Below are 25040 nucleotides of genomic sequence, written 5' to 3'. Positions count from 1 at the left end.
CCATGCACGGCCTCTTGCCGGCGGCGGCCATGGCCTCCCTGCGGTCGATCAGCCTGCGGTTGCACTTCGTCGCGTGGCGCCGCGTCGCGGGGCGACCTCTGACCTGTATCGTTTTTTCGGACACGCGGGCTGGAGGGATCGTGTGGCCGCGATGCCCTAGACTGCATTCAAGCCGATGGACGGAAGGATTGCCTCATGGTCGCCAATCAGAAGAAGTACACCGACGAGTTCAGGCGGGAGACAGCCGACTACGTCATCTCCACGGGGCGCCCCATAACCCAGGTCTGCGGGGAGCTCGGGCTCAACCCCAAGACGGTGAACGACTGGGTGCTCAAGCGCAAGCGCGAGTTGGGGGGCGAGCCCGACCCGAGGGCCGAGGAGCGCGAGCTTCGCGAGGCGAGGAAGCGCATACGCGAGCTCGAGGCGGAGAACGCGTTCCTAATAAAAGCCGCGGCCTTCTTCGCCAAAGAGCAGGCACTCTAGCCAGGTACAGGCTCATGGAGGCGGAGAAGGGCAACTTCACGGTGGCGATGATGGCCAAGGTGCTGGGGGTGAGCCGGTCGGGCCACTGCAGCTGGGTTTCCAACGGCTGCCCCGTCGACGACTGGTCCGAGGCGCGCGACGCCGTGCGGCGCGTGTGGCTCGAGTCCGACAGGCGCTTCGGCGCGCGGTTCGTGAAGTGCTTCCTGCCCGACGGCCTGCGCGGCATCACGCTGTACCGTGTGCGCAAGTGCATGCGCGAGCTGGGGATCCGCGGCTGCACGCCGTACAAGTCGAAGAGGACGACGGTCCCCGACAGGGACGCCAAGCCAAGGCCCGACCTGATCAGGCGGGACTTCACGAGCCCGGTGCCCACCTACAAGCTCGTCGGCGACATCACCTACCTGCGCACCGGCCAGGGCTGGCTCTACCTGTCGACGGTGATCGACCTGAACACCCGCATGTTCGTGGGCTGGTCGCTGTCCGAGCGCATGACCGCCGATATCGTCGTCAGCGCCCTCGAGAGCGCGCGTGCGCGCGGGTACGTGGCAGAGAACGCCATATTCCGCTCGGACAAGGGGGCGCAGTACACCAGCCGCAAGCTCGCTGAGTGGGCCAGGGGCAACCATGTGCGCCTCTCTTGCAGCCGTACCGGCAACTGCCACGACAACGCCGTCGCAGAGTCGTTCTTTGCGACGCTGAAAAATGAAATGTACCACCGCAGGAGCTTCGCCACCAGAACACAAAGGACGCCCGGCTGGTCAGGTCGGCGTTCGCGACGCTCTCCTTCCCGATCTCGGACATCGAGGTCTTCCACACGGACCGCGGCAGCGAGTTCGACAACGCCGAGATCGACCTGATGCTCGAGGCCTTCGGCATAGAGAGGTCGCTGTCGGCCATGGGCTGCCCCTACGACAACGCCGTCGACGAGTCGACCAACAGGATACTGAAGGCCGAGCTCGTCCACCGCGAGACGTTCGGCACGACGCGCGAGCTCCGGGTCAAACTCTCGGACTACGTGCACTGGTGCAACAATTTCAGGATCCACTCGACGCTGGGCTACATGTCGCCGGTCGAGTTCAGGGAGGCGGGGCTGTCCCTCCCGGAATCGTCCAAATAGGTGTTGCCAATCCAACCGCCTCTTTGATTATCAGCCGGGGCTATCTCGGTTTTTTGATTGGGGCGGTTGTTATGTTGCTGAATCTTTAAGGGACGAAGATTGTATTTCAAAGGCCCACGATGTGCATCTGGTCACTCATATCTTTTCGAGACAGAACGATAAGAAGCTATATGATTCTCTTGTTTAAAGATGGTGAGTTCGACGATTCCCAGATTCCAAGAACTATTAGGTCTTTCCTAGACCCCCCTCTTCTTGCTCATTAGAAGATTCAAAGACGCGCGCGAGCGTTGCATACTGGCGTTTGATTCATGAAGACCACGCTCTATTTTTCTTGAATGCGTTAGCCAGGCTACTCTTTCGATGAAGCCCCAGACGCCTCTGATACAAGCGAAACATGGGGCTTTTTGCTGTATTTCGCGGCTGCGTACACGCTTTCGTCGTCCGTCACGTGCTTAAACGAATTGCGTGCTTCAGTGGATTTTCGTGTTACTGGCACTTGCGCTGTTTGGGGCGCCGCTAATTGCTTCAAAAACTAGAGCTAGCACTGTGTCCATGGAAGGACGAAAAAACAAAAGTTTGCTGAGAACGTAACCTGCTTTTTATAAGAGCAGGTTTCTGCCTGCCTTTATAACAATTCCCGCGCTTCGAATAACTGGACTTCCGATGCAGAGGAGATTGTAAGATAATCTTCTCTTAGTAACATTATTTGTGACGGGGGATTCAATATGAAAAAGGCATTGCGTGCCTCAACAGCTTTTTCTCTTGCTGGTCTTTTGACCATTTCATCCTTGATGGGTCCTGTGGCTGCTGCCTACGCTGCGAGCAACGTCCCGTCTGCGGACGCTGCCGTGGACGCTGCTACTGCAGACGATGATGGCGAGGCCTCGCGTGATGCGGGTTCTGTTGATGTCGACGCTGCTGATGATTCATCGCCGGCAACGAACGTTGACGAATCGGCTGATGAGGATTTTGGCGTTGATGTATCTGAGAACCATCAGCAGGCTGAACCGGTCGATTCTTCTTTCCAGTATGTATATCTTGCCTACCCGAGCCTTTCCAGCGGGACTGATCAGGTCGTTGCCTTTGCTACTCCCGATGACGGCGATAGCCTTGCCTCCGCAACTCTCAACTATGTAAGTGCCAATGGGGTTCAGGGGACTATTGAAGCATCTGCAACGGCTGATAATTCTGCTGCTTTTATTTTTGGTTCGCAGTTGGAATCTAATACATATTTCCTCACATCGATAACCTATGCTTTGCAGGGCGATGGCTCTGAGCATGAGGTGGATCTTTCTGACAGGGATTATTCGTTTACGGTCATTAATGGCTCCGTGAGCTCCGAGGGCACTTCTGTTTACTATGCGGACGGCGATGGCAATGCCGTTGAAGCCCAGTCGATTCAGCAGGCATTGGAATGCGCCGATTCACCCGATGGCATTTCCACCTATGCTGAGCGCTCCGCGCGTAATGTGGGGGTTATTGCACTTGACGCGGGACATGGCGGGGTGGATTCTGGCGCTCAGGGTAATGGCAAGAGTGAAGCCGACCTTACCTGGAAGATCATGACAGCCTGCAAAAATAAACTTGAAGCTTACGGCTTTAAGATCGTTCTTGCGCGCGAGCAGTCTGGCTACTATCCCAGCAATGATTATCTTTACCGCGTACAGCGCTGCATTGATCAGGACGCGCAGGCCTTTGTTAGCTTTCACATCAACTCTGGGTCTTCTGGGGCTCACGGCGCAGAAGTTTATGCTCCTACCGCAAATGGCACCGACTACACGCAGGTCTCTGTTGAGCTTGCCAACAAGGTCATGAACAACCTTGCTGCTATGGGACTAACATACCGCGGCGTATTTCAAATGGAGGTAGGCGACGAGTTCGCCGTTATCCGCTGCGCTCGCGAGCAGGGAATTCCAGGTATTCTTATCGAACATGGCTTTATCTCGAATTACGGTGATGTGGCCAACTATTTCTCGGACGATGGTTGCCGCCGTCTTGGCGAGGCTGACGCTGCCGCAATCATCGCGCAGTTCCCGCATCCCTACTCCGTCAATGGAATTTCCTTCTCGGAAGAACTGGGACATGCGGGGTCAACGGTAAAAATCGGTGTAAATGTTAGCGGCAAGACTGATGGCCTTAGATATAAGTTTGTTTGGCATAGGGCTGGGTCTGATTGGAGTGATTCCAATTGGGGTGTAATCGGTCAAGACTTAACTTCGCCGTCGATTTCTTGGACCCTGCCCCAGGCTGGTGAATATGAGATCTATGCTGATGTCATTGACTCCAATGGATATGTGACTAGCACTTCTAAATACAAAGTTGTTAATTGGTCTCTTGAGTCGCTCGAAGTCTCGGGCGACGCCCGCTGCGGCAAGCCGGTCAAGCTGCAGGCCAAGGTGTCCGGCGACGCCTCCGGCCTCAAGTACAAGTTCGTCTGGGAGAAGGGCGGCTGGGCCAAGTGGGGCGTCGCCCAGCAGCCCTCCGCTTCCTCCTCCTGCGAGTGGACCCCGACCGAGCCGGGCGAGTACACCGTCTACCTCGACGTGATCGACGGCTCCGCCGAGAGGCACCTGACCCGCAAGGTCACGGTCGGCGAGCGCTGCTCCGTCGAGTCGCTCGAAGTCTCGGGCTCCGCCCTCTGCGGCAAGCCGGTCAAGCTGCAGGCCAAGGTGTCCGGCGACGCCTCCGGCCTCAAGTACAAGTTCGTCTGGGAGAAGGGCGGCTGGGCCAAGTGGGGCGTCGCCCAGCAGCCCTCCGCTTCCTCCTCCTGCGAGTGGACCCCGACCGAGCCGGGCGAGTACACCGTCTACCTCGACGTGATCGACGGCTCCGCCGAGAGGCACCTGACCCGCAAGGTCACGGTCGGCGAGCGCTGCTCCGTCGAGTCGCTCGAAGTCTCGGGCTCCGCCCTCTGCGGCAAGCCGGTCAAGCTGCAGGCCAAGGTGTCCGGCGACGCCTCCGGCCTCAAGTACAAGTTCGTCTGGGAGAAGGGCGGCTGGGCCAAGTGGGGCGTCGCCCAGCAGCCCTCCGCTTCCTCCTCCTGCGAGTGGACCCCGACCGAGCCGGGCGAGTACACCGTCTACCTCGACGTGATCGACGGCTCCGCCGAGAGGCACCTGACCCGCAAGGTCACGGTCGGCGAGCGCTGCTCCGTCGAGTCGCTCGAAGTCTCGGGCTCCGCCCTCTGCGGCAAGCCGGTCAAGCTGCAGGCCAAGGTGTCCGGCGACGCCTCCGGCCTCAAGTACAAGTTCGTCTGGGAGAAGGGCGGCTGGGCCAAGTGGGGCGTCGCCCAGCAGCCCTCCGCTTCCTCCTCCTGCGAGTGGACCCCGACCGAGCCGGGCGAGTACACCGTCTACCTCGACGTGATCGACGGCTCCGCCGAGAGGCACCTGACCCGCAAGGTCACGGTGGAGGGTACTCCAATTATGGGAAGTCTGCAGACTTCAGTTGATGCTATGGTGAACTTATATGAATCAACAGGACATACATATCCCTCAGACGAATTTGTTTCAAAGGGAGCACCTACTATTCGTGATTTTTGTTCATTAATTGTTGAAGCCGCTGTTTCTGAAGGGGTTCGTCCGGAAGTTGTTTTTGCTCAGGCTATGCTTGAGACTGGATGGTTGCAATTTGGAGGTTCCGTAAAGCCGAATCAGTGCAATTTCGCCGGACTGGGCGCCGTCAATCAACAATCGGGAGGCGCTAGATTTGACGATGTATATCAGGGCTTGCTTGCCCAAGTCCAGCATCTTAAAGGATATGCTACTGGTGCGGCGTTGAATAACACTTGTGTGGATCCTCGATATGAAGTCCTTCAGTCTAAGGGTTTTCTCGGAGTTGCGCCATATTTGGAAGATTTAAACGGCCGCTGGGCTGTTCCGGGTGACACATATGGTCAGAATATTGCGCGCATTATTTCTTTAATTGGCTAATATCAATATGAATTCTCTAGGTCGACTGCGCTGGTTGTAGTCGACCTTACTTGTATGGTAAATCTTGGCCTTAAATTGTTACTTGCTAGCAATATTATGTTGGAGTGAACTATCGGGGAGGTTCTATATGCATTTCTTTAGAAGTAAGGCTGTCCGTGTCGCTTTTTTCTTCTTTTATTTCTGTTTGGCCGTAACTCCTTGCTTTGGTTTGAGTGAAGCGGGCCTGTCTCCATCACAGATTGAAGATTCAACACGGGCCGATGATTTAAGTGCAACTTCGCCGGTTTCAGAGGACTACTCCGTCGACGGCCTCTCGGCCAAGGCGTCCGATGGCGGGTCTCCTCTCCTGGGCGACCGCTGCTCGCTCGGCCTGACCGCGTCCGGCAACTCGGGCTCGGTCCGCTATAAGTTCGTCTGGGAGCAGGGCGGCTGGTCCAGGTGGGGCACCATCCGCCAGCTCGGGCCCGAGGCCTCCTGCGATTGGGTGCCGGAGGTCGCCGGCGACGTCAACATCTTGGTCGACGCCGTCGATTCGGCCGGCAACGTGAGGACCTGGAGGTTCCCCGTCAGGGTGGATGCCTGTCGCCTTTCCGTGAGCGGCGGGGATACGCTCGAGTGGAGCGGCGGAATGAAGGTCGATATCTCCGCCGCCGCGGCTCCCGGCGCAAAGATTAAATTCCTTTGGGAACGGGGCTCATGGTCCAAGTGGGGCGTCATCCAGGCAGCATCTGAGTCCGCCGCCTGTACCTGGACGCCCCCGTCTTCCGGCTCCTATACTCTCTATGCCGACGTCACGGTCGGCGGGCTCACGTCGACGTCAAGACTCCCCGTTCGCATCTCAGAGGACTACTCTGTCGACGGCCTCTCGGCAAAGGCGTCCGATGGAGGGTCTCCTCTCCTGGGCGACCGCTGCTCGCTCGGCCTGACCGCGTCCGGCAACTCGGGCTCGGTCCGCTATAAGTTCGTCTGGGAGCAGGGCGGCTGGTCCAGGTGGGGCACCATCCGCCAGCTCGGGCCCGAGGCCTCCTGCGATTGGGTGCCGGAGGTCGCCGGCGACGTCAACATCTTGGTCGACGCCGTCGATTCGGCCGGCAACGTGAGGACCTGGAGGTTCCCCGTCAGGGTGGAGAGAAATCTATCTAACTTCACTTCAATAGATTTGAAATCTGATTCATCCAATTTGTGCGTAGGGGATACGCTTTCAATTACACCTCGGATTACCATCCGAAAGAATAATCAGATTTCATACAAATATGTTTGGATGCGGAACAACTGGGCTGAATGGGGTGTGATTGACTCCGGCAGAGGTAAATCCTCAATTGACTGGAGAGTCGATAAATCTGGCGCTGTCACCGTTTTTGTTGATGTTATTGATGAGGCCAACGATCAGACGATGACCTCGAAGACTGAATGCTCGATTGGCTCCGAGAAGTGGAATTACGAGTCCCTGAGTTCTTCTGCAACGCTTGTCAGGCCTAATGAAAGCACTGAGATCGATGCTAGATGCTCGGGTGATACTAATTACTTACAGTATAAGTTCGTCTGGAATAAGAATAATTGGGCTGACTGGGGCGTTGCTCAACAGGGCACAAGTTCACACTTGCAATGGGCTCCAAAAGACGCCGGAGACTATGAATTGATCTGTGACGTTTCGGGGTCAGATGGAGTTGTCCAAACAAAAAGAACAATCATTAGCTGTTGGGATTTCTCGAGGATTACTGCAATTTCGACTGATGGCAATAATTCTTGGGGAGTTCGAGCTGATTTGGGAACGCTTGCAGCTGAAAAATCTGGACAATTTCAGTTTAAATTTGTTTGGGCCAAGTCCGACTGGAGTAAATGGGGTGTTCTAAAAGAATTTTCCAGTGTGAATGACGCTTATTTCAATCCCTCTGCACTTGGATTGCAAGATGGTTATTACGATCTTTACTGCGATGTCTTGCTTCCTGATGGCACTCTCCAGTCGAAGTCGACTCAGATTTACTACAGCCCATTTGGCAGCTCAACGGTTTTGGGGGTTAGTCGTATTGGACTCGTCACTTGGCTTACGACGCATCAATTTGATGGCTATTATTTAGGAACGAGATATTCCGGTGGCTTCTCCTATGATAGTTGCCTTTACCCAAAAGGTGCCCCGAGATGGGATGGCTATACTGGCATGAATTGCACTGGCTTCGTGGCCCATGCTTATGCTGCGGTTGGTGGCGATGTCAATCGTATTGCGCAGAATAATAATCACTCTCCTTGGGCTGGGGGGCCAGGCGGTGGCGGCTATATTAACGCTTGGAGATGGTATGGCTATGCTCGAGATTTGGGATGCAAAATGTATGAGTTCCGTACTGTCCAAGATATGCTAAATAGTGGTTATGCTCAAAAGGGAGATATTATCTTCTTTAAGACTGACGGATCAATCGACTGTCATATTGGGTTCTTCTGGGGAGATAATCCGCATGACAATAAAATGTGGCATCAAATTCTGCCTGGGAATTTAATCGGACCCTGTTTTAACAATGCGAACAAAGGAGAGGTTCGGCAATCGGTTGTTCTGATTAAATAGTGCTTTAATTTCTGAATGGTATTTGAAGCAACTAATTGTGAAACGGTGATTCTGATAAGTAGCGCAAGCAGAAGACTTACTGGCATAATAATTACATATGGTTATATACTGGCTCAGGCTTTAGTCGGCTTTGTATATGTTCCGATGTTGTTGCAAAACATTGGACAAGACGAATATGGACTCTATCAATTGATAGGCTCTATCATGTCTTATATAGTTTCCATTAATGGGATTTTGTCTGCCGGTGTTGGGCGTTTTTATTGCAAGTATATGGCAGAGGGCAAAAATGACTTAATGGAGAATACTCTCGCAATAGCTAGGCGTCTGTACTGGGTCCTATCTGTGTTCGTGATGCTAATAAGTTGCGTTCTCGCCGTGGTTGTTCGGTTTGTATATTCAGCCAGTTTTACAAACTCACAGCTTGATGAGTGTTCCGCAATGCTTGTTGTATTAGGGATCAACACAATTGTTATCATGAACAACACTATTAGCGTTGCGGCGATAACTGCTAATGAAAGGTTCGTTTTTTTGAAGGGCTCGCAATTGGCCGCCCTAATAGCTCAGCCTTTCATAGTGTATGGACTTACGACAATTTTTAAGAATGCATTAGCCGTATGTTTAGTTGTGCTTGTTACAAATGTGTTGTGCGCGGTGAGTCAGCGTTTGTTTGCTAAATATAATCTGCACATTAGTTTCAGATATCATGGCTGGGACATGAAACTGGCTAAAGGATTGCTATTTTTTAGCGGCGCGATTGTATTGGTGACGATTGCTGACCAGATTTTCTGGAAAACCGATCAATTAATTGTCGGCTATTATTTTGGTGCTGCCGCCGTTGCGGTATATTCTGTCGGATCTCAAATCTACACGATTTATATGACAATCGGTACGGCAGCCTCATCAGTTTTTCTTCCTCGAGTTTCAGAACTGTATTGCCAGAATAAGGATATGTCTGAAATTTCGGATCTCTTCATTAAAGTCGGTCGCATTTCCTTTATCGTCTGCGGATTTGTTCTTAGTTTATTTATTGTTCTGGGGAAAGATTTCATCATTATTTGGGCTGGTAAGGACTATATAGACGCTTTCTATATCGCCTTGATCGTAATGGTTCCATTTACCATTGACTTAATTCAGAACCTGGGACTTACCATAATGCAGGTTGCGAATGTTTACCTGTATAGGGGGTATATGTATCTTGCGATTGCGCTTGTCAACGTGGTCGTGACGATTATATTGCTCAAGCTTATGGGCATAGTGGGCGCAGCAGTTTCAACAGCCATCGCTATGGTTATAGGTAACGGTTTCTGTATGAATTGGTATTATTCTGAAAAGCTTGGGTTGAACATAAAGAAATTTTGGCTTGAAATTGCCAAACTTTCCGTCTTGGTTATTGCCGGTACGGGGGCTTTGCTGCTGCTCTATAACCTAATTAAAAGCCTTTTATCTGGCCTTGTGGTGGTTTTGGTGTCAGCAATAATTTATTTCTTTATCTATTTCTTCTTGGTTTTGATGTTTGGGCTAAACGAATCCGAAAAGACGAGCATATCTGCATTTATCAAGCGATAATCTGTGACGCTTGTTAAGCAGAATAGCCTAATGTTCTTTCATTACTTTTATGACCAACCGGCTTGCCTGACATTTGATTATCGAAGGCTAAGTCGGTTGGTTTTACTACTCGGTGCCAGGAAAAATGAGCGATGACAACAGGGCGATTAGCTCAAGATTTTCAGTATCAATAGTTTTAGCTGTTCACAACAGCGTATTACTACTCGAGATAACAAATAGTGCTTATTCTTTGCCGCAAGGAACAGTAAATAGCTGTCAGGTCTGTAGGTGCTGCAAGGGACATCAGCTTTAATTGAGGGATTAAATAAGGCCTCTGAAATTGAAACAAAGTTACGTTTTTTGGTCTCATTATTGTCACTGAGCTCGTTGATCGATAGGAGATAAAGATACTGTTCCGTTCTTGTTTTCCATGCCAGCCTTTCTGTTTCTTCTCCCCAACGAGCGGCGATTTTCACTAGGCTTGAGGTGACGAAGGTTAAATCTGAAAGCTGTTTTTCCTTATAGCTGTGTGTTGCACTTTGTCCGTTTTGACAATTGTAATAATACAGCGCATCACTTATTTGTAAAACCGATCTGGCTGAATCGACTATGGGTATCATTTGCAGAAAATCTTCTGCAAAATCGATTCTCTTTGTATCGGTATTGCTTAAATCGTCAATCAGACAGTTTCTTTTGATTGCCTTTCCCCAAATTGAATTGAGTTTCCCTCGCGCCAAACATTTTTTGACTTCGTCGAGATCGTCACCTTCATAGATGCCAGACGGAAGGGCGGGATTGATAAACGGATCGTTTGAATAGTCTGGGTTTCTTGTATAGCTGAAACAGATTATGTCTGGATTGCACTTATCGATTTCGCGAGCAAGAATAGATAGGGTATCGAAGCGCAAAGAATCATCCGCATCAACAAAGACCAGGTAATCTCCGGCGCTTATCTCCGCGCCTTTTCGCCTGGCCTCATATACGCCCATATTATTTTGTCTAACGTAATGAGTATTGTTGTGAGATTCACAAAACACTTTGCAGACACTTTCAGTAGCGTCTGCTGATCCATCATTAATGAGGATAATTTCATAGCCGTCATATGTTTGTTGGTAGATGGATGATAGCGTTTCCGGCAAACTGGATGCCGCATTATATGCAGGGATAATAATTGAAAACAGCATTTAGTCCCTTTCCGTATTGGAAGAACAAGATGGTTAGTTAGAAAGCCCGTTTACAATGTCCCTGTATAAAATAAATTGACGCTTGGCAATGGCCTTCCATTGAAAGTGTTCAATTGCATACTTTCTAGCTGCAGTTGCAAGTTTACAACGAAGTTCATCGTCATTGAACAGCGTGAGAATTGCTTTAGAAATGGCTTCGAGATCAGATTCTACACCGATTCCAATTCCTTTATTGTTCGCTGTTTCTTTCCATGTAGTTCCCTCGGTAACAATAATTGGGAGGCCATATGCTAGTGCTTCCAAAACAGACGTCGGGAAACCTTCAGTGCGTGAAAGTTGGATATAAAACTGCGATTGGAGAAAAGCGTCCGCTTTAGATTGACCATTAACTGGACCATTTAATAAAACAATATCGGATACTTGATTGTCGGCAATAAGTAGTTCCAGTTTGGCCATAGACCCATCTTCGTCTGGACCGTAGATGTAGATTTTTGCTCCGAGCCCTCTTAGCTCATCAGCAATTAGTGGCAGACTTTTGATCAGTAGATCAAGACCTTTGACCTCTATATCTAGGCGGCCAATAAAAAGCGCGATGCGGCTGTCTAAGTTTGAGGCTTTGGCTTTTGGGATGCTAACACCATTTGGAATAATGCTTGCTTTCCTATGTTTAAAGCCGTTTGAACTCATCGCCTCTTTTTCCGATAGAAAATGGATACAATCAGCATTGCGAATAAAGGCGTTATAGAAGAAAACATTAAGCAATTGTTTAGCTAAATGATGCTGTTCTTGCGCCACATATGTTAGAGACCCATGTGGTGTGATGATGTATGGGATCGCACGTCTTCTGAGCCAATGGCTTAGTTTAATGTGATCTGGCCTATATATCTCATGAAATATTACGAGTGACGGATTGCAAAACGGTTCAGGAAGTTTTTCTATGCATGACTGATAGAAGACGGGATATTTCGCATCTTTAGGTCTGTAGTTTGTAAGATTTAATAGAGCTATATTCATGTCCTTTATTTCTGACTGCTCATTTAGGTATTGAGGCACCACTGTAGACACGCCAGAAGCGAAATCACTTGTAATATATGCCACATGAAGGACTATTAAACTATCGGTAGTTTTCATTAGCGTTTGCTCCCGCAGCGGTGTTGGAGGTTTTAGTTGACAGATTCACAGTTGGTTTCAGTGCTCATGCCTTGTTATAGGGAGAGCGCCAAAGATTTTACTGAGGCACTAGCGTCTATTTTAAAGCAGACCTATCATCGAATCGAGGTGGTTGTTGTTTTTGATAATCCAGATGACAACACACTTTACGATATTGCTCAAAACTATAGCTCTCATGACAGTAGGATTTGCCTCGTGAGAAATGAACGCAATCTTGGTCTTGCTGCATCTTTGGAAAGGGCGTTCAAGGTCTCACGCGGTCAGTATATCTGCCGAATGGACTCAGATGACATTTCTGAGGCGCAGCGCATTGAACGGCAGTTGTCGTATCTTGAAGAACATGAGCTTGACCTAGTGGGTTCTTATTTGAACGCCATTGACGAAGACGGTAGTCAATTATATCTCGTTGATTCAATTCCAAGTTCGAGTGAAGGCGTTAGGCGTTCTCTTATGATTAGAAATTGCGTACCTCATCCGAGTTGGTTTGGAAGAAGGTCTGTATTTGAAATGGGGTATCGGTCTGTTCCGCTAGCAGAAGATTATGACTTACTGTTGCGTGCCGAGCTGGAAGGGTTCACTATTGGAAATGTTCCAGAGCCGCTCATTCGATACAGAATGACTGTTAATAGCATTTCGCGTAGCAATTTGTATAAACAGTTCGTTGTTTCTCAGTGTTTACGTTCAGCTTTCAAAGAGGGCCGATCACTGGATGTCGATAAGATTGATACAATCGTCGCCGAGCGGTTCGATCGGCGACGAGCTGAGAACTATCTAAAGGCAAATGCATTATTTAATAATGGGTTGAGAAATATTCATTCTGGTAATCGAGCAAAAGGTATTTCCCAATTGCTTCAAATCCCATTTTGCTCTAAGTCGTATTTAATGAATGTCATTAATATGGCGCGTGTGGTTACAATTAAAACATTTGAGAAAACCTCGTAGTTGTGCACCTACGCTTAGAGAGACATGGCGTAACCATGCCGTTTGACACTCGGAAGATTGCTAGCTTTGAAATCTAGGGCTAGGTTTGTTGCGGGGTTCTCGATGCCGTGTGCACCATTCGTGGTTGATTTCCGATCTCAGCCGAACACACTGCGCAGATAGTCCGTACCCGCGGCTAGCCGAACGCCCCCGCGGCCCCCATGGACCCCGGGGGCGCCGTTTCCCCAGTTGAAGGAACGGTGGATATGTGTTCGATAGGTCCGGGGGCCATTCTCCGCCCTCAGTCTGGCACCTCTTTCCAGACTCAGCCGGACGGTCGGTCCGCCTCTTCCGTTTTGCCTTTGGGCTAGGCCAGCGGGGCGTCGCGCCTCTCTGCGCGTGCCCTCTCGATGAGGCTCGGCGTCAGGTCGAGTCTTCCGATGGGCACGTCCTCCAGGCTGTAGGCGTCTAGCAGCGCCTCCGCATCGCCGCCGAGCATCGCCCTGGAGGCGCGCGGGCGTCCAGCTCCAGCATCTTCTGGACCGTGTCCCTTTCGTGTCTGGTGAGCGCCTGCCGTAGATACTCGGGGTCGCCTTCTCGGAACCCTTTTTCTTCTTTCCGGACATGCCGTCCTTCGAGTCCCCGGGGCCAACCGGTTCGGCCCTCAGGGTATCGGGTTCCCACATTCATCCGCACATGTGCGGATGAATGTGGGAGGTGTTCGGATGAAGTTGATAATCAAGGGTTGATAATCAAGGGTGCACCATTCGTTGTGTCTATTTAACCATTTGTATATCTCTCGCTATAATAATGAGAAAAACTAGAGATCGGTTTATGTGTATATGACACCTAAAACTCTTATCGCTATTCCTGCTTATAATGAGGAGGAATGCATAGAAAAGACGATATGCGAGCTCAGGCAAATTGCACCTGAGTTTGATTTTGTTGTTATCAATGATGGGTCTCGAGATCGAACGCTAGCTATCTGCAAGGATCTTGGTTGTGACATCATTGATATGCCCATTAACTGTGGTTTGACCGTTGGGTTTCAGACGGCTGCGCGTTATGCGGTTGATCATGGATATGACTATATGGTTCAGTTTGATGCTGACGGCCAGCATTGTCCGGAATATATAAAGGTCCTTGTTGATAGGGCTCAATCTGATGGATCAGATATTGTCATTGGCTCTAGGTTTGTAAGCGTGCGCAAAGACAAGACGCTTCGCATGATCGGCTCGCGTATGATTACGGTGCTAATAAAGATTCTGACAGGCAAGAGGATCAGTGACCCCACGTCTGGATTTAGGCTATTTGGGCGGGATATTCTTACGAAATACTATTACGACAATACCTTAAATCCGGAACCAGAATCTCTCGCTCTCTTTTTGAAGCAAGGGTATTCTATTTCAGAGGTACAGGTTAAGATGCGCGAGCGTCAAGGTGGCGAGAGCTATCTTAACCCTGTTAGGTCTATGCAGTATATGGTTCGTGTTTTCGTTACGCTCCTTGTCGTTCAGTGGTTTAGGTGATCCATTTGCCGGTCTCTCTTCGTATTTTGCTTCTCGTTTGCGCTGTTTTGGTATTCGTGTTCGTATTGCGCAAATTAAAAAAATCCCAAATGCAAGTTTTGGATTCTCTGTTTTGGCTGCTATTCAGCGTCAGTTTTGTAATTTTGGGCGTTTTTCCACAAGTTGCAATGTGGCTTTCAAGTCTATTTGGTTTCCTGTCGGCTTCTAACTTCGTGTTCCTTTACGTTATTGCCGTTCTTGTGGTCCGTGATTTCTGCAATTCTCTTCGCCTCTCTCGACAGGAAGAGCGTTTGAACTCGCTTGTTCAGGCTGTTGCGTTAAGTAGGGAGAAGGAAAAGTAGGCTATGCGTTTCGCTTTGGCGTATAAATCATCCGGATGGGAATGTCTCTACTTATATTTCTTTCAACAGTTGTGAACAGTGCTTGGTGCCCATACTTGTCATCCAGATGACTGGGAACGATTCTTCGAGGGCCCTTGCAGCTTGATTTGGATAAAGGTGAATTAGCCCCGTGTTGTCTCGATGCGTAAACCAAAAGCAAATAATGAAAGCCGTCTTCGTTGCTCTTCTCTTTATTGTCGAGCTTCTGTGCATGAAGCACTTTTATGTGAACCACTCTGTCTCACAGCTGTTCGTTTTAGCGCTCTATTGCGTCGTTGTAGATGTTGCCATTTGGCAATCATATTATATCTTCCTTTCCTCAGATGATGAAAAAAAGCGTGGCAACTGTTCTGGTCGCTGCGCTCAATTATTAGTCCTGTTGCTTACGGCATTTGCTGTGGCGGTCATCTGGGAGGGCTGCACCGTTCTTGGCTCGCCGGCTTCTCATTTCTCGAATATTGCTGACTGGAATAAAAAGCGGCTCATATTCTTTTTTCTGATTTCCTATTGCGCAATACTCTATTTATTCCAAAGCGGCTTTTCTCTGAAAGCGTTGTTCCATTCTGCTTCGGCGAGGGTCAAGGCTACCGATTACGTTTCCCTGCTGATTATCGCATTCTTTATTGTTTTTGGCTGCTCTACGATTGCATTCGTGAATGGGTTCATTAATGCTGTTGTTTATTTCCTGCTGGTAATCATAACTTCGGTTTTCACGGCTTGCTCGGGCATTCGAAAGAGAAATTCTGCCCTTCCTGTTGCTTTCTTTATCGCTGCATTCTCAATTGGTGTTTTCCTTGTGGTGAGCACTCCGATAACGACGGGTATTTCATGGGATGATCAAATTCACTATTCCAATGCCCTTTCGACATCTTATTTATTTGAAACTCAAAAAACTGATTCGGATATTAACTTTACTGACGAAGCGGTCCGTCGTGCACAGGGCTATGAAGAGCCCTCTCTTTCCCATTTTGATCGAGCGGAAATTCTTGAGCATGCTAGGCAGTTGAATGGCTCCTATAGATCTGATATCGCTTCTGGTCATGTGCAAGTTAACAAGCATGAAGAATTCGTTTATACGCTTAGCAGCATTGGGTATATTCCATCGGCAATTGGCCTTTGGCTCGCTCGCCTTCTGCATTTCGATTTTTCTTCTATGATTCAATTCGCTCGGATTTGCAATTTATTTAGTTACTGTCTTGCAATTGCCATTGCAATCAAGGTTACGCCCTCAAAAAAGGGACTATTTGCTTTTGTGGGAATGCTGCCAACTTCGATCTTTCTTGCGTCATGTTTCTCATATGATGCATGGCTCATTTCGTTTATCATTCTCGGTTTTGCTTATTTTTTGAGGTATGCATGGGGTGATTTAAATGAATTTACAGTTCGCAATATAGCACTCGCATTTTTATTTACCTTTTTAGGACTCGCAGTCAAAGCTGTGTATTTTCCGATAATCGGTCTTTTCTTTATGGTTCCGCGTAATCGTTTTGCGGGCTCGAAGCAACGAGTTCATTACTATGCCGCCGTGTTTGTTTTGGGCTTGATTGCTTTTGCCTCATTTGCGCTTCCGTTCTTGTTTTCAACGGCCGGCGGATCTAACGTTGGCGATATGCGAGGCGGCTCCGATGTTAACTCTGGTCAGCAAATCGCTTTCATTCTCGCCGATCCATTGCGCTACGCGGAAATACTCGCCAATTATTTTTCAACTTATTATTTAAATCCGATAACCTCTTCTGGATATGCATTGAACTTTGCATACCTTGGATCGCTTGCTGCTCAGATTTCTGTAAATGCAATCCGTGGGTTGGTTCAGGTGCTTCCAGCTGTTTGCCTATTGTTGTTTGGGCTTTTTTCGGCCGATTCGATTAGCGTTAATCATATTGGTCTCGCACAATTTCTATGGGCCTCATTTGTGTTTTTGTTTACGGTGATTTTGGTGGCAACTGCACTTTATGTGTCTTTTACTCCCGTTGGATTGGGGACAGTTAATGGTTGCCAGAGTCGTTACCTTTTGCCACTTCTGGTTCCGTGCCTATCGTTTATCCTTAACCAAAGTCGCTTGGTCTTTGGGGACAGTAAACGATTCATATTGATATGCCTCGTATTCCCGTTTACTTTGGCTACGATTTGCGAGTTTGTTTTAGTTGTTGGAAAGTGTTGCTGATATGGGCATAGTTTTTAATACCGAATTTAACAATAAGCTAAATTGCCGTGGCGACGGCAAGCTATATCTACTGTATGAAGCCGCATCCGTTTTTCCTGATGCTGTTGAGTCGCAATCACCTAATGGGCAAATTCTGCCCGCAAGAATCATTCCTATTTCAGAGACTGAATTTGTTGCTGTTCTTGCCGATTTTGGTGTCGACCAATCGCTGTCTTTCTTTAGCGGAGATAATGTAATTTACCAGCGCCGCATCAATCCTGGCAAGTTTTCGATTGAGTCGAAAGTTAACGGCTTGCTGCGCGCGGAGCATTGTGGACAATTTCGCAATATTGACCGTTCTGGCGTGCATGCGCTCGCTTCTATCCAAATTGAGAGCTTTATTCCCTGCGTTGATGGCGTAATCGTTAGAGGTGTTCTTTCGGGTACTGATTACCTTGAGGGTGATCGTATTGTCGCTTTTAATGAAGAAGCCTGCGTTGTTGGGGAATCTTTGTTATTTAATAAATTAATAGCCGATGCGAATCCTGGTCTAATAAATTTCTCTCTTCATATTCCTGAGGTCGGGGATAGCCTGTGCATTTGCATACACAGGGCTTCTGGTCATCTAGATACGTTTATCAATCTAAAGAAAGATATGCTTAAAGAGCTTTTGGATGAGGCTGATCGGAATCATGCGTGTGCATTCGATCAACCCCGTTATTTGTCCTGGTTTTCTGGGCGCAGATTGACTGGATCCGATTCGCGGGCACAAGCACAAATAAGACTTGCATACCAGCCCTTGTTTTCAATCATCGTTCCTCTATATAAGACTCCCTTGAATTTCTTCAGGGATATGGCTGATTCTGTGATTGCTCAGACGTATTCGAATTGGGAACTCATCCTGGTTAACTCTACGCCAGATTACGATGGACTTAGCGACTTGGTTTCCGAGTATGTGACTGCAGACTCTAGAATTAAAGTGACTGATCTTGAGGGCAATCTAGGTATCACTGAGAACACCAATGTCGGAATCAAGATGGCCAAGGGAGACTACCTTTGCTTTTTCGATCATGATGATGTTCTCGAACCGAATATCTTGTTTGAGTATGCACACGCTCTAAATCATAATTCGGATATTAATCTTCTCTACTGTGATGAAGATAAGCTATTGCCTGATGGGTCCTTGGCTCATCCTACTTTTAAGCCGGATTTTAGTCTTGATATGGCTCGAGACAATAATTATATTTGCCACCTTCTTACTATTAAGAGGGCATGTTTAGACAGAATTGACCTTTCTAACAGCGAGTTGGATGGCGCCCAGGACCATGCCATGGTGCTGAAGATTGCCGAACTTGGTGGGACGATCCATCACGTTCCTAAAATCTTGTATCACTGGAGAATAAGCGAGAATTCGACTGCGGGTAATTCCGATAGTAAACCCTATGCAACCCTCGCTGGAATAAAAGCTGTTCAGGAGCACCTTGATAGATGCGGTATCAAGGCGACTGTGGTCAATTCTCATAATCGTGCTTTTCGTTATAGCCCCATTTATGATGTTCCTTCATCTGAGTCCTGTTCATTAATCGTTACCACCCGCGGCAATTCTTCGGTTCTTTCGACTCTTGTATCTTCAATCAATGACACCGATTTTGATGATCTTGAAGTCGTTTTCGTGTGCTCGCAGGAAGCGGAAGCTGCTGTTAAGCAATCGAGCTCTGGACTTCGTTGCCGCTATATCGTTCACGCGCTTGATGACCCCTTTAATATATCTGTGTGGAGAAATGCCGGTGCTTTCGCCGCGCGTGGCGAGCAACTCGTCTTTATTCATGACGATATTCAGGCACTAGACTCCTCGTGGCTAAAGACTCTCGTCGGTTTTTCTCAACGAGAGGATGTTGGCGTCGTTGGAACAATGACGTGCGATCTTGACGGCATTGTGCAGCAGGCAGGCCTGTCTTATGTTGGAGAATCAATCGTCAACCTGTCGCAAGGCATTCATCGCTCTTCTCCTGGCTATATCTATATGCCATTGACCGTAAGGGATGTATCGGCGGTGAGTGGTGTCTGTTTAGCTATTTCACGCGAACATTTTAATCGTCTGGGTGGTTTTGATGAGTCGTATCTTCTTGACTATTCGGATGTTGATATTTGCTTCAAGTCTTCTCAAGCTGGGTTAAAAGTGATCTATACACCAGAGGCATGTCTCTACCATATGGCATGTGTTGACAAATCCCTTGATAGTAAATCTCGCTCTCATAAGCATTTTGAGGATAAGGCACGATTGTTGCATAACTGGTCCGAGCGTTTCTCTGAGGGAGATCCATGGTTCTCCGTTAACTTTTCTCGAGATCCCAAGCGCGCAGCGTTATATAAGTTCGATCCTTTTGACTACGAAGCGATTTGAGTGCTTTAAATGAAACAAATTGCCTGGATAATATCTCCGCCGGCAAAGGGTTCTGGCGGCTTTCGAACCATCTGCAGCAAGGCTTCCTTTCTAGATTCTCGCGGATATGAGAACTACTTTTACATTATGCCGGGCTGTGAAGCATACAAAAGTGCTCATAGAGTTCAGACCGAAATAAAGGATTGGTTTGGTTATTCGCCTAAAGAAGTTCGTGTGGCTCCGAGTGTGTCCGAGGATTTTTTTGCAGTAATCGCCACCGCTTGGAATACGGCGCACTTTGCATCTATGCAGAAGTGCACCCATAAGTTCTACTTCATTCAGGATTTTGAACCTTGGTTCTATCCGATGGGGGAGATGTATCTAAATGCCGAAGCAAGTTATCGTTATGAACTAAACCCCATAACAATAGGCAGATGGCTTTCTAAAAAAGTTGAACCCTATTATTCGCATGAAGTCCCATATTGTGATTTTGGCGTTAGCGATATATATACTGCGCAGGAACAAAATCTAAGCAGAGAGTATGCCATCTGTGCTATTTATCAATCCAATAAGGATCGGCGTTTGTCTGGCATGTTGCTTGATGCAATTAAATTGCTTCTCAAGCTCGACGATGCAGTTGTCGTATATTTATACGGCGAAGACGTAATGCCTCCCATTCGTGATCCACGTGTACGCAGCCTCGGCATCTTGACCGCTGATGAATGCGCCTCGCTTTATGCCAAGTGTGTTGCCGGCGTATCGTTGAGCGTGACTAATCCCTCTCGCCTGCCTTTCGAAATGCTTGCATCGAAGCTTTCGGTAATTGAAATAAACCGTGAGAATAATCTACTCGACTTTCCGGAGGGCACCATCCACCTCGCTGAGCCCTCTGCTTGCGGCATTGCTTCTTCTATTCTTGAGGCTCTTTCAGGCTCAAAATGCGATTCGCCTAATCGATTTAGCTGCACGTCGATTGAGCGTGAAAATGAAATGTTCTTCGAGGCCTTTACACGTTATCTGAATGAAGAGCCATCCTTGGTTAGCGGGAAGTCCGCCTTCGGGAATGTGCTAAAAACCGAAGAACTAAGTAAGGTCTTCTTGCTCAGCGATCATCTCGCTGATGCTCGATTGCGATCGTCTGCCATGTCTCAAACGCTCATTCAAGCTTCTTCTGTTGATTTGACTGTGCGTTTTGAGTCGTCTTTGATGCCTGTGGATGTTCGCGCGGCAGTTTGGTGTGCCCTTGATCAGTCTGATATTCGCTGGATTAGTCTTGAATCTAGGGACGGTCTTTTTGCGGGGCATGTTCCGCTGTTTTTAAATGATGATGAAGAGGCCTATCTTCGCATTCATATATACTCTTTTGCGGAAGACGGCAAGAATCCGCTTTGTGTCGCCGAGCTAAGCCAACTAGTCTGTCTTTCGCCTTCTCGCAACGCTCATCCTGTTGTTCGTTCGGTTGAAAGTGGCGCATGCAGCGTGTCTGCCGTTTTTAACCTATCTGATGATTATTGTGAACCGTTTCAGCCTTCTGCTTCGACGGGCGTCGAAGGCGGTCACGTTGCTCTACTCAAACGTTTATTTCGGAGAAACTAATGGCGCGCTTTAACCAATGGACTCAGCTACTTAAAGCCTCTGCGACATCGTGCAGGCACGATGAAAAATCCGATGGTGTTAAGCAAGAACGCTATCTCCTTTTGGATACGGCTATGGGAAGCGAGAACTCTGGTGACCATGTGATCATGGATGCCTGTGGCTGTATCGCGGATCAAATCTTTGGCGGTGCGTTGCCCCATGTGGCAACGCACTATTATTCCAAAGAGCTTGAAATGTATCCTGAATACGTAAAGCTGTTGTGCGGCACCAATATTCTGTATACGCATATGGCTGATCAGCAGCAATGGGCGCTTGCCAAGCGGTTGGGCAATAATAGAAATGTTGTTTTGTTCGGCGTGGGCATGTCTGATATTGGGGTGGACGATGCTATCGACGCCTATACAAAGAAGTTCTATAAAACCTTGCTATCCGATGAATATCTTCATAGTGTTCGAGATGAAATGACTAAGAAGAGGCTTAACTCTATTGGCATAGAGAATGTTCTTAATACCGCATGTCCGACCATGTGGTCGTTAACCCCATCTAGGCAACTCGAGATATCCTCTAAGCGTTCTAAAAACGTTGTTACGTCAATTACCGATTATTGTTTCGATGCGGAACGTGACCGTAAGATGCTGGAATTGCTGTCGTCGGAATACGAAAAGGTAACGATTTGGATTCAAGGAAGCCATGATGTTGATTGGTGTCTTGATCAAATAGTCGATCTGAAGCAATTTAATGTCATAGGCCCCAATACCGAAGAGCTTAATCGTGTAATTGAAACCGAGGAGTTTGATTATGTGGGGACGCGTCTCCATGCGGGCATCCGCTGTTTAAATGGAGGACATCGCTCTCTAATTATTGCAATTGATAATCGAGCCCGCCAAATCGGTGAAGACACGGGACTTCCCGTTCTTGAACGCGAGGACGGCTATCTCCATAAATTAGCTGATTGGGTAAACCATCCCGTTAAAACTGAGATTAATCTTCCCTGGACGAGCATCGATAAATGGAAGAAACAGTTTAATTAGCTGTATTCCTTGGCTATTGCTTTCCCTTTTTCTTATCGTGTGGTGCCTTTGGCGTTTCTCCGATTATCCAACCCATATTTGTGGCTCGAATTAGATTCGTCAACATATAGGCGACTGATCCAAATCCAATCAGGTTAATTGCTGCCATCGCCATTGGGGCTATGTTGGGCCAGTAGGTAAAAGAAATGTAAACCAGTGGAGAATGAAAAAGATATATTCCCATACTGTTTTTGCTAATCTTTTCGGTTAGTAGGTTTGCCTTTTGGGGGATGACACAATAAATTGATGCAAGCGCCATGCAAGTAAGGGCGGTGGAAGCAATGGGGGGCACCACTTGTTTTAGTAAGTTTACAAGGAATAATAGTATTAGGACTATTGATATGCTTTTACGCCTTTTATAGCTCTCGAACCATTTGTTTGCTTCCAAGTAGTGGATTGTTAGGCCAAGCGCAAACCATATTGCATTTGCTTCTGCCAAATTGATATATCTGTTCGCTGATGGTATTCCAAAATGGTAAAGATAAATTGAAGCGCCGAAAACTATCGGAACCTTAAAACTTGTTAGAGGGCTCTTTTCGAGTATTTGAAAGATGCACGACGTGGCTGCTGTAATGAAAAAAAGAGTCGGGAGAAACCAAAGGTGACCGTTGTCTTCGCCCAACAGAATTGATTTAAAGATGATGTGCGGTACAGTTAGGCCATTGTAATAGGGATACTTAACGAGCATCCTGATGGGGAAGAGCCAACATATTCCAATCATGATATAGGGGATAATTAAGCGTTGAGCTTTTTTAATGACCTGATTTATAAAATCGCTTGATCGATTCCAGCTCCATAAAAAACAAAAGCCAGATAACGAAAAGAACAAGGGCATCTGGATTCCGTTAATTAAGAATTTGAGATTATCCAACAGAATTGATTTTTGTTCAGTTGGATAATATCCCCACGCACTTGAATACAGAATAATGCTGTGGCCTAGGACTACAAGGAATATTGCAAGGGCCCTCACGTTCGTTATGTCGTCTCTACGGGTTGTGTCCTTGCGGTTGTTCATCAATTGCTTCTTTCGTTAATATTGAGAAGGTTTAACTTAAAGAATATCAAACTCTTACTAACCGCTTGATTTATAACTATTTTCGATTACAGAGGACGGATTATATGAAAGGCATCATCCTCGCCGGCGGGTCCGGCACGCGCCTGTACCCGCTCACGCTCGTGACCTCCAAGCAGCTGCTGCCGGTCTACGACAAGCCCATGATCTACTACCCGCTGTCCACCCTCATGCTGGCGGGCATCCGGGACATCCTGGTCATCTCCACGCCGACGGACCTGCCCAACTTCGAGCGCCTGCTCGGGGACGGCTCGCGCTACGGCGTGAACCTGTCCTACGCCGAGCAGCCGAGCCCCGACGGCCTGGCCCAGGCCTTCACCATCGGCGAGGAGTTCATCGCCGGCGAGCCGTGCGCCCTCGTCCTCGGCGACAACATCTTCTACGGCAACGGCCTGTCGCGCCACCTGACGCGCGCCGTCCAGAACGCCGAGTCGGGCCGCGCCACGGTCTTCGGCTACCACGTGGACGACCCCGAGCGCTTCGGCGTCGTGGAATTCGATGCGCAGGGCCGTGCCGTCTCCATCGAGGAGAAGCCCGCCGAGCCCAAGAGCTCCTACGCCGTCACCGGCCTGTACTTCTACCCGGGCGACGTGGCCGCCAAGGCGCATGAGGTCAGGCCCTCGGCCCGCGGGGAGCTGGAGATCACCACGCTCAACCAGATGTACCTGGAGGAGGGGACGCTGTCCGTCGTGACCCTGGGCCGCGGGTACGCGTGGCTCGACACCGGCACCATGGAGAGCCTGCACGAGGCCGCGGAGTTCGTCCGCGCCGTGGAGCACTCCCAGGACCTGCCCGTGTCCGTGCCCGAGGAGATCGCCTGGGAGAACGGCTGGATCACGACCGCCGAGCTCGAGGAGGCCGCGAAGGCCTACGGCAAGTCGGTCTACGGGCAGCACCTGAAGAAGGTCGCCGCCGGCGAGATCGTCAACAGCCCGCGCGAGTACTAGGAAACAAGGAGATACGAACATGGCAGAGGAGACCTTCTCCCCCAGGAACATCATCGTCACGGGCGGCTGCGGCTTCATCGGCAGCAACTTCGTCCACTACGTGGTCAACAACCACCCCGACGTGCACGTCACCGTCCTGGACAAGCTGACCTACGCCGGCAACCCCGAGAACATCGCCGGGCTGCCCTCCGACCGCGTCGAGCTCGTGGTGGGCGACATCTGCGACTCCGAGCTGCTGGATAGGCTCGTCCCCGGCCACGACGTGATCGTGCACTACGCCGCCGAGAGCCACAACGACAACTCCATCGCCGACCCGGAGCCCTTCCTGCGCACCAACGTCGAGGGCACCTTCCGCCTGCTGGAGGCCGTGAGGAAATACGGCGTCCGCTACCACCACGTCTCCACCGACGAGGTCTACGGCGACCTGGCGCTCGACGACCCGGCGAAGTTCACCGAGGAGACGCCGTACCGCCCGTCCTCGCCGTACAGCTCCACCAAGGCGTCCTCCGACATGCTCGTGCGCGCCTGGACCCGCACCTACGGGCTGCGAACCACGATCTCCAACTGCTCCAACAACTACGGTCCCTACCAGCACGTGGAGAAGTTCATCCCGCGCCAGATCACGAACATCATCGACGGCGTGCGCCCCAAGCTCTACGGCCGCGGCGAGAACGTCCGCGACTGGATCCACACCGAGGACCACTCCTCGGCCGTCTGGGACATCCTCACGAAGGGCCGCATGGGGGAGACCTACCTCATCGGCGCCGACGGCGAGAAGAACAACATCACGGTCCTGCGCATGATCCTCGAGGCGATGGGCCGCGACCCCGAGGACTTCGACTGGGTCGCCGACCGCCCCGGCCACGACCGCCGCTACGCCATCGACTCGACCAAGCTCCAGCGCGAGCTGGGCTGGAGGCCGGCGCACACCGACTTCGCCGAGGGGCTCAAGCAGACGATCGACTGGTACGTCGCCAACGAGTCCTGGTGGCGCCCGGCCAAGGAGGCCAC

Annotated in this window: 17 protein-coding genes and 1 pseudogene; 15 read left to right on the top strand and 3 right to left on the bottom strand. The window is 49.4% G+C overall.

Translation table 11 applies throughout. From position 1 onward, the window contains the following. Positions 1 to 195 precede the first annotated feature (195 nt). From DW754_RS11125 to DW754_RS02605, 6 genes and pseudogenes are all read left to right on the top strand, one after another. Positions 196 to 483: a transposase gene (locus DW754_RS11125; protein ID WP_233508906.1), complete on the top strand. Its 288-nt coding sequence runs from the start codon at positions 196 to 198 to the stop codon at positions 481 to 483. Positions 484 to 491: 8 nt separating this feature from the next. Then, a pseudogene (locus tag DW754_RS02625) lies at positions 492 to 1340 on the top strand (IS3 family transposase); the annotation flags it as partial. Further along, positions 1340 to 1600, top strand: a complete 261-nt coding sequence (locus DW754_RS02620) for an IS3 family transposase (RefSeq protein WP_233508905.1) — start codon at positions 1340 to 1342, stop codon at positions 1598 to 1600. The pseudogene DW754_RS02625 and the gene DW754_RS02620, both read left to right, overlap by 1 nt. Before the next feature lie 725 nt (positions 1601 to 2325). Then, entirely contained in the window at positions 2326 to 5532 is a 3207-nt protein-coding gene (locus tag DW754_RS02615; protein ID WP_117758318.1) for an N-acetylmuramoyl-L-alanine amidase, read from the top strand. Positions 5533 to 5659: 127 nt separating this feature from the next. Further along, positions 5660 to 8089: an NlpC/P60 family protein gene (locus DW754_RS02610; RefSeq protein ID WP_117758317.1), complete on the top strand. Its 2430-nt coding sequence runs from the start codon at positions 5660 to 5662 to the stop codon at positions 8087 to 8089. A gap of 15 nt (positions 8090 to 8104) precedes the next feature. After that, positions 8105 to 9655 carry an oligosaccharide flippase family protein gene (locus DW754_RS02605; RefSeq protein ID WP_117758316.1) on the top strand — a complete coding sequence of 517 codons (1551 nt, stop codon included), beginning with the start codon at positions 8105 to 8107 and terminating at the stop codon, positions 9653 to 9655. A gap of 146 nt (positions 9656 to 9801) precedes the next feature. Here DW754_RS02605 and DW754_RS02600 read toward each other — a convergent pair whose 3' ends face one another. Then, complete coding sequence (locus DW754_RS02600; RefSeq protein ID WP_117758315.1) at positions 9802 to 10818, bottom strand: glycosyltransferase family 2 protein; 1017 nt, start codon at positions 10816 to 10818, stop codon at positions 9802 to 9804. Between the two features lie 33 nt (positions 10819 to 10851). Beyond that, positions 10852 to 11949, bottom strand: coding sequence for a glycosyltransferase (locus DW754_RS02595; RefSeq protein WP_117758314.1), 1098 nt, complete (start codon positions 11947 to 11949; stop codon positions 10852 to 10854). Between the two features lie 36 nt (positions 11950 to 11985). Here DW754_RS02595 and DW754_RS02590 point away from each other — a divergent pair, with 36 nt between their 5' ends. The 7 genes from DW754_RS02590 to DW754_RS02555 all read left to right on the top strand — a co-directional run bounded on the left by DW754_RS02590 (position 11986) and on the right by DW754_RS02555 (position 21971). Next, positions 11986 to 12930: a glycosyltransferase gene (locus tag DW754_RS02590; RefSeq protein WP_117758313.1), complete on the top strand. Its 945-nt coding sequence runs from the start codon at positions 11986 to 11988 to the stop codon at positions 12928 to 12930. An 821-nt stretch (positions 12931 to 13751) separates the two neighbouring features. Continuing rightward, a complete protein-coding gene (locus DW754_RS02580; protein WP_117758312.1) occupies positions 13752 to 14438 on the top strand; it encodes a glycosyltransferase family 2 protein in 687 nt (228 codons plus the stop codon). Positions 14439 to 14443: 5 nt separating this feature from the next. Further along, a complete protein-coding gene (locus DW754_RS02575; RefSeq protein ID WP_117758311.1) occupies positions 14444 to 14779 on the top strand; it encodes a DUF2304 domain-containing protein in 336 nt (111 codons plus the stop codon). A gap of 202 nt (positions 14780 to 14981) precedes the next feature. After that, positions 14982 to 16982, top strand: a complete 2001-nt coding sequence (locus DW754_RS02570; RefSeq protein ID WP_117758310.1) for a DUF2142 domain-containing protein — start codon at positions 14982 to 14984, stop codon at positions 16980 to 16982. A 1-nt stretch (position 16983) separates the two neighbouring features. Then, positions 16984 to 19365, top strand: a complete 2382-nt coding sequence (locus tag DW754_RS02565) for a glycosyltransferase (protein ID WP_117758309.1) — start codon at positions 16984 to 16986, stop codon at positions 19363 to 19365. Positions 19366 to 19374: 9 nt separating this feature from the next. After that, entirely contained in the window at positions 19375 to 20940 is a 1566-nt protein-coding gene (locus tag DW754_RS02560) for a hypothetical protein (protein ID WP_147336365.1), read from the top strand. Further along, on the top strand, positions 20940 to 21971 hold the full coding sequence (locus DW754_RS02555) for a polysaccharide pyruvyl transferase family protein (RefSeq protein WP_117758307.1): 1032 nt from the start codon (positions 20940 to 20942) through the stop codon (positions 21969 to 21971). Before DW754_RS02560 ends, DW754_RS02555 begins: the two co-directional genes overlap by 1 nt. A gap of 13 nt (positions 21972 to 21984) precedes the next feature. On the opposite strand, the gene DW754_RS02550 is transcribed toward DW754_RS02555, so the two are convergent. Further along, positions 21985 to 23025: an acyltransferase gene (locus DW754_RS02550; RefSeq protein WP_117758306.1), complete on the bottom strand. Its 1041-nt coding sequence runs from the start codon at positions 23023 to 23025 to the stop codon at positions 21985 to 21987. Positions 23026 to 23129: 104 nt separating this feature from the next. Between DW754_RS02550 and rfbA the strand changes: the two genes are divergently transcribed. Both rfbA and rfbB read left to right on the top strand, forming a co-directional pair. Next, positions 23130 to 24029, top strand: coding sequence for a glucose-1-phosphate thymidylyltransferase RfbA (gene rfbA, locus DW754_RS02545; protein ID WP_117758305.1), 900 nt, complete (start codon positions 23130 to 23132; stop codon positions 24027 to 24029). A gap of 19 nt (positions 24030 to 24048) precedes the next feature. Then, positions 24049 to 25040 (top strand): dTDP-glucose 4,6-dehydratase (gene rfbB, locus DW754_RS02540; RefSeq protein ID WP_117833484.1); only part of this gene is annotated, 992 nt, incomplete at its 3' end.

The organism is Collinsella sp. AM29-10AC (assembly GCF_003469085.1).
In the GTDB taxonomy this organism is placed as follows: Bacteria; Actinomycetota; Coriobacteriia; order Coriobacteriales; family Coriobacteriaceae; genus Collinsella.
The sequence above is the reverse complement of the archived record's forward strand: the minus strand, read 5'-3'. Positions and strand labels throughout refer to the sequence as shown.

What these genes read in the sequence shown, in the direction of transcription:
- DW754_RS11125 (WP_233508906.1), top strand. Translation starts at nt 196, where the DNA reads ATGGTCGCCAATCAGAAGAAGTACACCGACGAGTTCAGGCGGGAGACA.
- DW754_RS02620 (WP_233508905.1), top strand. Translation starts at nt 1,340, where the DNA reads ATGCTCGAGGCCTTCGGCATAGAGAGGTCGCTGTCGGCCATGGGCTGC.
- DW754_RS02615 (WP_117758318.1), top strand. Translation starts at nt 2,326, where the DNA reads ATGAAAAAGGCATTGCGTGCCTCAACAGCTTTTTCTCTTGCTGGTCTT.
- DW754_RS02610 (WP_117758317.1), top strand. Translation starts at nt 5,660, where the DNA reads ATGCATTTCTTTAGAAGTAAGGCTGTCCGTGTCGCTTTTTTCTTCTTT.
- DW754_RS02605 (WP_117758316.1), top strand. Translation starts at nt 8,105, where the DNA reads ATGGTATTTGAAGCAACTAATTGTGAAACGGTGATTCTGATAAGTAGC.
- DW754_RS02600 (WP_117758315.1), bottom strand. Translation starts at nt 10,818, where the DNA reads ATGCTGTTTTCAATTATTATCCCTGCATATAATGCGGCATCCAGTTTG.
- DW754_RS02595 (WP_117758314.1), bottom strand. Translation starts at nt 11,949, where the DNA reads ATGAAAACTACCGATAGTTTAATAGTCCTTCATGTGGCATATATTACA.
- DW754_RS02580 (WP_117758312.1), top strand. Translation starts at nt 13,752, where the DNA reads ATGACACCTAAAACTCTTATCGCTATTCCTGCTTATAATGAGGAGGAA.
- DW754_RS02570 (WP_117758310.1), top strand. Translation starts at nt 14,982, where the DNA reads ATGAAAGCCGTCTTCGTTGCTCTTCTCTTTATTGTCGAGCTTCTGTGC.
- DW754_RS02565 (WP_117758309.1), top strand. Translation starts at nt 16,984, where the DNA reads ATGGGCATAGTTTTTAATACCGAATTTAACAATAAGCTAAATTGCCGT.
- DW754_RS02560 (WP_147336365.1), top strand. Translation starts at nt 19,375, where the DNA reads ATGAAACAAATTGCCTGGATAATATCTCCGCCGGCAAAGGGTTCTGGC.
- DW754_RS02555 (WP_117758307.1), top strand. Translation starts at nt 20,940, where the DNA reads ATGGCGCGCTTTAACCAATGGACTCAGCTACTTAAAGCCTCTGCGACA.
- DW754_RS02550 (WP_117758306.1), bottom strand. Translation starts at nt 23,025, where the DNA reads ATGAACAACCGCAAGGACACAACCCGTAGAGACGACATAACGAACGTG.
- rfbA (WP_117758305.1), top strand. Translation starts at nt 23,130, where the DNA reads ATGAAAGGCATCATCCTCGCCGGCGGGTCCGGCACGCGCCTGTACCCG.